Source organism: Roseobacter sp. FCG-D35, assembly GCF_033436665.1.
GTDB lineage: Bacteria > Pseudomonadota > Alphaproteobacteria > Rhodobacterales > Rhodobacteraceae > JAWQFO01.
The window spans coordinates 454,160-464,610 of record NZ_JAWQFO010000001.1 but is presented as its reverse complement, the minus strand read 5'-3'; the positions used below and the strand labels follow the sequence as shown (position 1 = coordinate 464,610).

Genomic DNA, 10,451 nt, shown 5'->3' with positions numbered 1-10,451 from the left:
CCGCCAAGGCGCCAGATCACGCCGTGAATAAGAACATATGTTCCAAACTTAACGACATGCGTGACCAGCGGTCCAAAGGCGCGAGGAAAGACGAATGAGTGTCCGGATAGACGAGACCGACCGGAAAATTCTCGCGGAGCTGCAGCGCGATGCCAGCCAGTCGCTCGACGATATCGCCGCTCGCGTGGGCAGTTCGAAGACCCCGGTGTGGAATCGCATTCGCAAGATGCGCGAAGCGGGGATCGTCGGCCAGCAGACCGTCGTGCTCGACGCTGATGCGCTGGGATTCGAGGCCTGTTTCTTCGTGCTGATCCGCACCTCCGAGCACGAGGCCGAGTGGCAGGCCGCCTTTCTCAAGGCGCTGAAGGAGCGCCCGGAAGTCCAGGAGGCGCACCGCCTTGCCGGCGACATCGACTATATCCTGAAGGTCCGGGTCAAGAACGCCCGCGCCTATGACGCCTTTTACCAGGCGCTGATCTCGGAGGTGCGGGTGTTCAACGTCACGGCGCTTTTGTCCATGGAAGAGATCAAGTCGACGACCGCGCTGCCGCTCTGAGCACGGATCAGACCTGCACCATCAAGCGTTTCAGGCCGTGGAAATGATAGAGGTCGCCATATTCCGGAGCCTCGGTCAGGGCGAGGCCTGGGTAGCGCGCGAACAGCGCCTGAAGCGCGATCTGCATTTCCAGCCGCGCAAGCGGTGCGCCGACGCAGAAGTGCAGCCCGCCCCCGAAGGCAGCATGCGGCTTTGCGGGCCGGAACGGATCGAAGCGGTCCGGTTCGGTGACAGCCGCCGGGTCGCGTCCTGCCGCGCCGAGCACCAGAGCGACTTCCTCGTTTTTTGCCAGTCTATGCCCACCGACCTCGATGTCCTCGTAGGCATAGCGCGTGAAGATGTGCAGTGGCGGGTCATGGCGCAGGATCTCCTCGACCGTCCCGGCGATCGCGTTGTCGGCGAAGGCGTCCGCCGGCGTGGCGTTCTCGAGCAGCGCCTTCACCCCGTTGCCGAGCGTGTGCACGGTGGCTTCGTGGCCGGCGTTGAGCAGCAGGACGCAGGTGCCGATCATCTCCTCCGGCGACAGGCGGTCTCCGGCTTCCTCGGCCGCGATCAACTCGGACAGCAGGTCGTCGCGCGGATCCTTCCGGCGTTGCGCGATGTGGTCACGCAGAAAGCCGGTGAAATCCCGTGCCGCGGCGTTCGCCGTCTCCTCGACCGCGCGGCCACGCCGGGCCTGGTACATCGCGACCATCGCGTTCGACCAGCGCAGAAGGTCGGGCGTGGCGGTTTCCGGCACGCCCAGCAGGCGCGCGATGATGCGCACCGGCACCTCGGCGCAATAGGCTGGCATCAGGTCGAACGGGTGATCGGGGAAGGTCTCGAGCAGGTCCGCGCAGACCGCCTCGATCTCGGGGGCCAGCGCCTTGATCCGGCGCGAGGTGAAGGCGCGCAGCACTAGGCCGCGCAGACGCGTGTGCGACGGTGGCTCCATGTCCAGCATCGAGAAATGATCGACGGCGTAGAAATCCCGCAGATGGTCCGGCACGGGTTTGCGCAGCGCCTCGGGCACAGCACGGCCCAGCCTTCGGTCGCGCAGAAGGGCCTGCACGGTGGCCGCGTCGAAAACGGCCATCATCCCGTAATCCTCCCAGAACTGAACGGGCGCCTGGGCGCGCAAGCGGGCGTAGAGCGGGTACGGGTTCTGGACGAAACCGGGGTCGCGGGGGGACTGGCGGAACCTGTTCATGGCGCCCTTCAAGCACCGCCACACTGGAAAAGGCAAGGGACGCTTTGTAGGTTCGCGCCATGAACGGCTTTGCGCACCGTGCCATGCTCGTCATCGGCTTTCTCGCCCTCGTCGCGCTCGTCGCCGCGGGTGTGTTCCGCTATGGCTACCGGCAGGGGCTGGACCAGCTCGCCGCGCAGGGCGAGGCCGACCTCGCGCTGGCTGCGGACCGACTGATGGGACCGTTGCAGCGCTACCGTGTACTGGCCGTGCAATTGGCCGATCACCCGGTGATCCGAGATCTCGTCGACGGGCAGGGCGCGGACGCCGCGCGGCAGCTGTTCCAGGAGGGCGCGGACAAGACCGGAGCACTCGACGTGATGTTCGTCGACCGAAGCGGCCGCGTCTCGGTGGCGGCGCGCGGCGCGCCCGGTGCCGATCTGAGCGCAAGCGCGATCATCCGGCGCGCCTTTCACGGCGCGCTGGGGCGCGGACATGGCGCCGACATGCCGCTCGACGCGCGCGCCTATGCCTATGCCGCCCCGAGCTTCGGCCGTGACGGCAAGGTCGACGGCGTCATTGTCGTCGCTGCCGACATCGAGGCCATCGAGGACGGCTGGCGCGGCAACAACCGCGCGGTGTTCTTTACCGATGCGCGGGGCCGGGTCATCGTCAGCAACCGCAGCGAACTCGCCTCGTGGCAGCGCGACGAAGGCGGGTCGGGGATCGTGCCAACCGGTGCGCGCGAGGCGCCAGTCGACGTGCATGTCCTCGGAGGCCACGAGATCTGGGAGATGGACTGGGGCCCCTACCTGCCGGCACGCGCATTGCATCTCGTTCGGCCGCTTCCGATCATCGGGCTGACCGGCGAGCTGTTGCTCGACGTGACCCCGGCCGCCCGGGTTGCGCGGCTGCAGGCGGCGGCGGTCGCAGCACTTTGTCTGGCCTTTGGCGCGCTGCTGTTTCTCGCCACAGAACGCCGGCGCACCCTCGCGCTCGCCAACGCGCAGCTCGAGGCGCGCGTGGCGGACCGTACCCGTGCGCTGTCGGAGACCAACGCCCGGCTGATCGAGGAAGCGCGCGAGCGCGAGGCAGCGCAGGCGGCACTGGCTCTGGCGCAGGAGGATCTAGTCCGCGCCGGCAAGCTTTCCGCGCTGGGACAGATGAGCGCCGGGATCAGCCACGAGCTCAACCAGCCGCTGATGGCGATCCGGTCGTTTGCGGACAACGCGGTGAAGTTCTTCGAACGTGACGAGCCTGCCCGCGCGGCGGAGAACCTAGCGCGCATCTCCGACCTGTCGCACCGCATGGCCCGCATCATCCGCAACCTGCGTGCCTTCGCCCGACAGGAAAGCGTGCCGCAAGGGCGCATAGACGTCGCCAAGGTGCTCGAGTCGGCGCTGGACCTGACCGCGGCGCGACGCGAGAGCGTTGGCGTGACGTTGCACTACGACCCACCCGACACGCCGGTCTGGGCGCGCGGCGGAGAAGTGCGACTAGGCCAGGTCTTCGTCAACCTCATCGCCAATGCCGCCGACGCGATGGACGGGCGCGCGACGCGGGTGCTGACGATCGCGATCTCGACCGGTGATCCGCTCACCGTGAGCTTCCGCGATACAGGGCCGGGGATCGACGTGCCCGACAAGGTCTTCGATCCGTTCTATACCACCAAGACCGTCGGCAGCGGCGACGGTATGGGGCTGGGCCTGTCGATCAGCTACGGCATCGTGCAAAGCTTCGGCGGCGACATCCGCGGCGAGAACGTCGCAGGCGGCGCGCAGTTCACGGTCACGCTCGAACGCATGGAACCGCAGGAGGTCGCGGCATGAGCCGTCGCGTGCTTTTGGTGGACGACGATGCCGCGGTGCGCGAAGCGCTGGTCCAGACCCTCGAACTGGGCGGGTTGGCGCCGGTCGCCACCGCATCTTTCGTCGCGGCCAAGGATCACATCACGCCCGCCTTCGACGGGGTAATCCTGTCGGATATGCGGATGCCCGGGCGCGACGGCTTCCATCTGCTCGGCTACGCGCGCGGACAGGATCCCGATCTGCCGGTGATCCTGCTGACCGGCGAGGGCGATATCCCGATGGCCGTCGAGGCGATGGGACAAGGGGCCTTCGATTTCCTCGAGAAGCCCTGCGATCCGGACGACCTGCTGGCGGTGCTGGAGCGCGCGCTCAAGACCCGGCGGCTTGTGCTCGACAACCGCCACCTGCGCGCGATGGTCGAGACCGGAGACCCGGCGGCGCGGATGCTCTTCGGCACCTCGCAGTTGGCAGAAGGGTTGCGCGCCCGGGTGCGACGGGCGGCGCGCACCGAGGCCGAGGTGCTGATCACCGGCGCGCCGGGGGCGGGCATCTCGAAGGTGGCCGAGGTGGTGCATCTCAGCTCGGCGCGCTCCAAGGCGCCCTTCGTCAAGCGCGCCGCCGCCGGGCTCGACGAGGCGGCACTTGCCGAGGCGCTTGAGGTCGGGCAGGGCGGCAGTCTCTTCATCGACGAGATCGCGCATTTGCCGCCCGCGACCCAGCTTGCTCTGCTCGAGGATCTTGAGGTGGGCGTCGCGACGCGCCTGATCGCCGGCTCGACCCGAGATCTGGGCGCCGCTGTCGAGGCGGGGCAGTTTAATGCCGAGCTCTACTACCGGCTCGACGTGATGCCGGTGCGCGTGCCGTCACTATCCGAACGGCCCGAGGACATTCCGGTGCTGTTCCAGCACTACGTGGCGCAGGCCAGCGAGCAGGCCGGGCTGAAGGCGCCTGACATCTCGCCGCAGGTCATCGCCGGTCTGATGGCACGTGACTGGCCCGGCAACGCGCGATCGCTGATGTCCGAGGCCATGCGGTTTGCGTTGGGGCTCGGGGACGAAAGCAGGGCCGATGCGTCCCTGGGCCTTGCCGAGCAGATGGCGCAGGTCGAGCGGTCGCTGCTCGAACAGGCGCTGCGCCGCGCCTCCGGACAGGCCGTGGCAGCCGCCAAGGCGCTCAAGCTTCCACGCAAGACCTTCTATGACAAGCTGTCGCGCCACGGACTGCGCGCCGAGGACTACCGAACCTGAGTTGTGCGAGATTCCGCACAGGCGGGGGCGTGGCTGTGTGGATTCTCGCACCGGGGTGCGGCGCGGGCGTCGATTTTTGCTTTAGAAAATGCTCTTTTTTCACTGTATTTATTATGAATTCTTTGCCTTGCCTGGTGGTCGGGCAAGTTTCTTGTTTTGCGCGCCGGATGCGTGTTTGATGGCTGTCAGCGCGTCCGGTTCAGGGCGCCGGGAAGACAAAACCGAACAACGTTTCTGGGAGGAAACTCATGAAAATCGTTAAAGCCGCCCTGGCGGCCCTGACGCTCAGCGTCAGCGCAACCGCCGTCGCCGCGTCCTGCGAGGACGGCGAGATCGTCATCAAGTTCAGCCACGTCACCAATACCGATAAACACCCCAAGGGCATCGCCGCCTCGCTGCTGCAGGAGCGGGTGAACGAGGAAATGAACGGCTCGGCCTGCATGGAAGTTTTTCCGAACTCCACGCTCTACACTGACGAGCAGGCGCTCGAGGCGCTGCTGACCGGCGACATCCAGCTTGCCGCGCCGTCGCTGTCGCTGTTCGAGAGCTTCACCAAGCAGTATCGCCTGTTTGATCTGCCTTTCATGTTCAAGAACATCGCCGCCGTCGACGCCTTCCAGAACTCCGAGATCGGCGACCAGATGAAGGGCGTGATGGCCAAGCGCGGCCTGCAGGGTCTGCAGTTCTGGCACAACGGCATGAAGCAGATCTCGGCCAACAAGCCGCTGATGATGCCGGAGGACGCCTCGGGCCTGAAGTTCCGCGTGCAGCCGTCCGACGTGCTGGTGGCGCAGATGGAAGCGCTCAGCGCCTCGCCGCAGCCGATGGCCTTCGCGGAAGTCTACGGTGCGCTGCAGACCGGCGTTGTCGACGGGCAGGAGAACACCTGGTCCAACATCTACGGCCAGAAGTTCTTTGAAGTGCAGGACGGCATCACTGAGACCAACCACGGCATCATCGACTACATGGTCGTGGCCTCGGTCGACTGGCTCGACGGTCTCGACGAGGGCGTGCGCGACCAGTTCCTGACGATCCTCGAAGAGGTGACGGTGACCCGCAATGCGGAATCCGAGAAGGTGAACCAGGAAGCCAAGCAGGCGATCATCGACGCCGGCGGCGAGGTGCGTGAACTTTCCGAAGAGCAACGCACCGCGTGGGTCGAGGCGATGAAGCCGGTTTGGGAGCAGTTCGAGGGCGACGTGGGCGCCGAGAACATCGCTGCCGCGCAGGAATTCAACGCGCAGAACTGATCGCGTGATCACACCGGACACGGGCGGCGCGCCGCCCGTGTTCTGCCGCTCCGACGGGGAGGGGCCGTGGGGAGGGGCAGACCATGCAGGACAAGTACGGACAGGAACCAGGGCTTTTCGGCACATTCGTTGACCGGCTCGAAGAGAACCTCATCGCGATCATGTTGGGAATCATGGTGACGCTGAGCTTCGTCAACGTGGTCATGCGTTACGTCTTCAACTCGAGCATTATCTGGAGCCTCGAAGTCGTAGCGACGCTTTTCGCCTGGCTCGTGATCTTCGGGATCAGCTATGGCGTGAAAAAGACCACCCACCTCGGCGTCGATGCTCTGACCAACGTGCTCCCCGACCGTCCGCGCCGCATCGCGGCCATCCTGGCTGCGGGCATCTGCGTCATCTACGCGCTTTTGCTGATGAAAGGCGCCTGGGACTACTGGGCGCCGTTCGCGGGTCTCGATGTGACTTCGGGGCGGTGGTTCCCGACCGGCTTTGTCGAGACACGGTCGCGCGCCTTCATGGAAACCGATCAGATCCCGTTCCCCGAAATGCTGCTGGGCTTCCTGCCGGACCTGATCAATGACGGCGACGCCTACAGCAAGCTGCCCGATGTAGTGCCCTATGTAATGCTGCCCGTGGGCTGCGCGCTCATACTGCTGCGCTTCGTGCAAGCCTTCATCCGCGTCCTGGCCGGGCGTCAGGACACCATGATCGTGAGCCACGAGGCCGAAGAAGACATCGAAGCCCTCTCGGGCACGCACCCGGAGCGCTGACAGATGGAAGTCGTCCTTCTTTTCGTGATGATCGTGGGCCTGCTGTTCGTCGGCGTGCCGATCGCGGTTTCGCTCGGCCTCAGCTCGATGGTCTTCCTGCTGGCCTTCTCGAACACCTCGCTCGGGGCCATCGCCGCAAGCTTTTTCCAGGCGATGGCAGGACATTACACGCTACTCGCGATCCCGTTCTTCATCCTCGCGTCGAGCTTCATGTCCACGGGCGGTGTGGCCGCGCGGATCATCCGCTTTTCCATCGCCTGCGTCGGGCATCTGCGCGGCGGCCTTGCCATCGCGGGCGTTCTGGCCTGCATGATCTTCGCAGCCCTTTCAGGCTCGTCGCCGGCAACCGTGGTCGCCATCGGATCCATCGTCATCGCGGCGATGGTCAAGGTCGGTTACTCAAAGGATTTCGCCGCCGGGGTGATCTGCAACGCCGGCACGCTCGGCATTCTGATCCCGCCCTCCATCGTCATGGTGGTCTATGCCTCGGCCACGGACGTCTCCGTAGGCCGGATGTTCCTTGCGGGCGTCATCCCCGGCATCCTGGCCGGCGTTATGCTGATGGTGACGATCTACATCATGGCACGGGTGCGCGACCTGCCGAAGGGCGAATGGCAAGGTTGGGGCGAGATCTTCGACAGCTTCCGCGACGCGTTCTGGGGCCTGATGCTGATCGTCATCATCATGGTCGGCATCTACGGCATCCCCGGTGTCACCGGGGCCATCTTCACCCCCACCGAAGCGGCCGCCGTGGCATCCGTCTACGCCTTCTTCGTGGCGACGTTCATCTACCGCGACATGGGGCCGCTGCACACACCCGAGGGCCAGCGCAACAAGACGCTTCTGGACAAGCCGATCGCATTGGTTACCGCCTTCGTGCATCGCGACACGCGGCACACGCTCTTCGAGGCCGGCAAGCTCACGGTGATGCTGATGTTCATCATCGCCAACGCGCTCATCCTCAAGCACGTGCTGACCGACGAGCAGATCCCGCAGCACGTCGCCAACGCGATGCTGGCGGCGGGGCTGGGCCCGATCATGTTCCTGGTGATCGTCAACGTGATCCTTCTGATCGGCGGGCAGTTCATGGAGCCTTCGGGGCTGATCGTGATCGTGGCGCCGCTGGTCTTTCCGATCGCCATCGAGCTGGGCATCGATCCCATTCACCTCGGGATCATCATGGTCGTGAACATGGAGATCGGGATGATCACCCCGCCCGTCGGCCTCAACCTCTTCGTCACCTCGGGTGTCGCGAAGATGCCGATGATGGCGGTGGTCAAGGCGGCGCTGCCGTTCCTCGCCGTGCTCTTCGTCTTCCTGATCCTGGTGACCTACGTCCCGACGCTCAGCACGTGGTTGCCGACCCTTATGATGGGGCCGGAAATCATCGTGAAATAGCTCTGGGGCGCGGGCCAACCCGCGCGTTCAGGCGTTTTCAAGCGCCGCGACGATGGGCGAGAAATCCGACGCCTTGAGGCTGGCACCGCCGACCAGCGCGCCGTCGACATCGCCCACGCCGAAAATCTCGGCGGCGTTGCCGGGCTTGACCGAGCCGCCGTAGAGCAGGCGGAACCTATTGCCGGCCTCGTCGCCGAAACGTTCGCAGAGATGCCCACGCAGGTCGGCGTGGACCTCCGCGATCTGGTCGAGCGTCGGCACCTTGCCCGTTCCAATGGCCCAGATTGGCTCGTAGGCAACGACCAGGGTCTCGCCGGTGCTGCCGTCCGGAACCGATCCCGCCAACTGGGTCCGGATCACGTCGAGCGTTTCGCCGGCCTCCCGCTGGGCGAGGCTTTCGCCGAGACAGACGATGGCCACGAGGCCCGCCGCCTGTGCCGCCTCGGCCTTGGCTAGAACCGTCTCGTCGCTTTCGCCATGCGCCTCGCGGCGCTCGGAATGGCCGACGATCACGTGGCTTGCGCCGCAATCGGCGATCATCGCCGCTGACACGTCACCGGTATGCGCCCCTTTCGGTTCGACATGACAATCCTGCGCACCGATGCCGACCGGGCCGGTACCGGTCAGATCGCGGGCCGCAAGCAGGTAGGGGAAGGGCGGGCAGACAAGGATCTCGACCGCGGTGTCGGCATGCGTTGCACCGAGGTCGCGCAACTCGGCCAGCGCCTCCCGGCTGCCATTCATCTTCCAGTTGCCTGCCGCCAGCTTGCGTCTCATGCCGTCCTCCGCGCGTGTTCGTGCGAAGTCGTAGCATTCCGTCCGCGAGGCGGCAATGTAGCGGGCTGGAACCCCGCGTCGCTACATCGCGGCCAGCGACGCGCGGGCCAGAGCGCGCGCCTCGTCGGGATCGTCGAGCGCCGCCTCGGGCAGTTCCCAGTAGGGCATCGCGCTTCGGGTTCCGTTGTCGCGGGTGTATTCCCAGCGGGTCCAGCCCTCCGCCTCGACGCGGTCGCGGAACGTGTTGACCGCTTTCAACAGGACCGTACCGTCGCTGCGCAGAAGGGCAAAGACCGTGCCGTCGATGTAAAGACACATGCCGCCGAACATCCGGCGCGTGGTGATCGTGCCGACGCCTTCGAAGAGTTCGACCGCATGGTCGATCTGTTCCGGCGTCAGCGCCACCGGTCACGTTCCGGTCGACAGCTTTTCGTCGAACTTGATCGACTCACCACACCCGCAGGCCTCGGTGACGTTCGGATTGCGAAACTTGAAGCCCGATTCGAGCAGTGAGGTCTCGTAGTCGATCTCGGTTCCAAAGAGGAACATCTGCGCCATGGGCGCGATCATCACCCGCGCACCGTCCTGCTCGACCACCTCATCCATAGGGTCGGCTGCGTCAATGTATTCCATCGTGTACTCCATGCCCGCGCAGCCGCCTTTCTTGACACCGATGCGCAACCCGGCGTGGCCGCCAGATGTCATCAGCTTGACCACCTGCGAGGCGGCCTTCGGGGTCAGGGTCACGGCTTGCTTGCCGGGGATGGAAAACATGGAACAGCTCCTTTGCGTAAGAAGGTATGTCGTGGCCGGCTCCGGCTCAAGGCCCTGTGGAAAAATGGCCGCCTGCCGGCGGTGGCGGCAGGCGGCCAAAGGTCTGGTCCGGTGTGCGGCGGGAGCCTGGGGGAGCGCCCGGGACCCTTGCAAGCCAAGAACGGGGGGTGTCGGAACCCGGGAACGAAGTGCCGACAAGCCTTGGTCCTGCGCCGCGGACGCTACCTGCGATACATGAAGCTACTGTGACGGGCACATCTCTAACGTGTGACGCGTTCCGTCTACATGAACCCGAGTTCGAGCCGGGCCTCGTCGGACATCATTTCCATGCCCCAGGGCGGCTCCCAGGTGAGTTGCACGTCGACGTCCTTGACGCCCGGGACGGTCAGCACCGCATCGGCAACCCAGCCCGGCATTTCGCCGGCGACCGGACAGCCCGGCGCGGTCAACGACATCGCCACGCGGACCTCGTTCTGGTCGCTGATGTCGATGGTATAGATCAGGCCGAGCTCGTAGATATTGACCGGGATTTCCGGGTCGTAGACCGTGCGGCAGGCCTCCACCACGCCGTCGTAAAGCGGGTGATCCGTCGTTGAAGGCGCGATCAGCGGCGCGCCTTCGAGCGGTTCGGGAGACTGGGACATGCTTACCTCTACCTTTTTACCTTAGCTTTTATATAGGATTTACCCGCACCAGCGTCCAG

General features: G+C 65.4%; 11 protein-coding genes. 6 read left to right on the top strand and 5 right to left on the bottom strand.

Annotation, left to right across the window (positions count from 1 at the left end; genetic code table 11):
- Positions 1 to 94 precede the first annotated feature (94 nt).
- The gene (locus R5H30_RS02030) at positions 95 to 556 is read left to right on the top strand and encodes an Lrp/AsnC family transcriptional regulator (RefSeq protein ID WP_318326313.1); all 462 of its coding nucleotides are present in this window, start codon (positions 95 to 97) and stop codon (positions 554 to 556) included.
- A gap of 7 nt (positions 557 to 563) precedes the next feature.
- Here the strand turns inward: R5H30_RS02030 and R5H30_RS02025 are convergent, their stop codons facing one another.
- Complete coding sequence (locus R5H30_RS02025) at positions 564 to 1,745, bottom strand: cytochrome P450 (RefSeq protein WP_318326312.1); 1,182 nt, start codon at positions 1,743 to 1,745, stop codon at positions 564 to 566.
- Between the two features lie 59 nt (positions 1,746 to 1,804).
- Between R5H30_RS02025 and R5H30_RS02020 the strand changes: the two genes are divergently transcribed.
- The 5 genes from R5H30_RS02020 to R5H30_RS02000 all read left to right on the top strand — a co-directional run bounded on the left by R5H30_RS02020 (position 1,805) and on the right by R5H30_RS02000 (position 8,197).
- A complete protein-coding gene (locus R5H30_RS02020) occupies positions 1,805 to 3,553 on the top strand; it encodes a sensor histidine kinase (protein WP_318326311.1) in 1,749 nt (582 codons plus the stop codon).
- Positions 3,550 to 4,779 carry a sigma-54-dependent transcriptional regulator gene (locus tag R5H30_RS02015; protein ID WP_318326310.1) on the top strand — a complete coding sequence of 410 codons (1,230 nt, stop codon included), beginning with the start codon at positions 3,550 to 3,552 and terminating at the stop codon, positions 4,777 to 4,779. The genes R5H30_RS02020 and R5H30_RS02015 overlap by 4 nt, the downstream gene beginning before the upstream one ends.
- A gap of 248 nt (positions 4,780 to 5,027) precedes the next feature.
- Positions 5,028 to 6,029 carry a DctP family TRAP transporter solute-binding subunit gene (locus R5H30_RS02010; RefSeq protein WP_318326309.1) on the top strand — a complete coding sequence of 334 codons (1,002 nt, stop codon included), beginning with the start codon at positions 5,028 to 5,030 and terminating at the stop codon, positions 6,027 to 6,029.
- 83 nt (positions 6,030 to 6,112) lie between these two features.
- The gene (locus R5H30_RS02005; RefSeq protein ID WP_318326308.1) at positions 6,113 to 6,799 is read left to right on the top strand and encodes a TRAP transporter small permease; all 687 of its coding nucleotides are present in this window, start codon (positions 6,113 to 6,115) and stop codon (positions 6,797 to 6,799) included.
- 3 nt (positions 6,800 to 6,802) lie between these two features.
- A complete protein-coding gene (locus R5H30_RS02000) occupies positions 6,803 to 8,197 on the top strand; it encodes a TRAP transporter large permease (protein ID WP_318326307.1) in 1,395 nt (464 codons plus the stop codon).
- Between the two features lie 27 nt (positions 8,198 to 8,224).
- Here the strand turns inward: R5H30_RS02000 and tpiA are convergent, their stop codons facing one another.
- The 4 genes from tpiA to R5H30_RS01980 all read right to left on the bottom strand — a co-directional run bounded on the left by tpiA (position 8,225) and on the right by R5H30_RS01980 (position 10,392).
- Positions 8,225 to 8,974, bottom strand: coding sequence for a triose-phosphate isomerase (gene tpiA, locus R5H30_RS01995; protein ID WP_318326306.1), 750 nt, complete (start codon positions 8,972 to 8,974; stop codon positions 8,225 to 8,227).
- Positions 8,975 to 9,055: 81 nt separating this feature from the next.
- Entirely contained in the window at positions 9,056 to 9,379 is a 324-nt protein-coding gene (locus tag R5H30_RS01990; RefSeq protein WP_318326305.1) for a TfoX/Sxy family protein, read from the bottom strand.
- A 3-nt stretch (positions 9,380 to 9,382) separates the two neighbouring features.
- A complete protein-coding gene (locus tag R5H30_RS01985; RefSeq protein ID WP_318326304.1) occupies positions 9,383 to 9,748 on the bottom strand; it encodes a HesB/IscA family protein in 366 nt (121 codons plus the stop codon).
- A 281-nt stretch (positions 9,749 to 10,029) separates the two neighbouring features.
- Positions 10,030 to 10,392 carry an SUF system Fe-S cluster assembly protein gene (locus R5H30_RS01980; RefSeq protein WP_318326303.1) on the bottom strand — a complete coding sequence of 121 codons (363 nt, stop codon included), beginning with the start codon at positions 10,390 to 10,392 and terminating at the stop codon, positions 10,030 to 10,032.
- Positions 10,393 to 10,451: the final 59 nt, after the last annotated feature.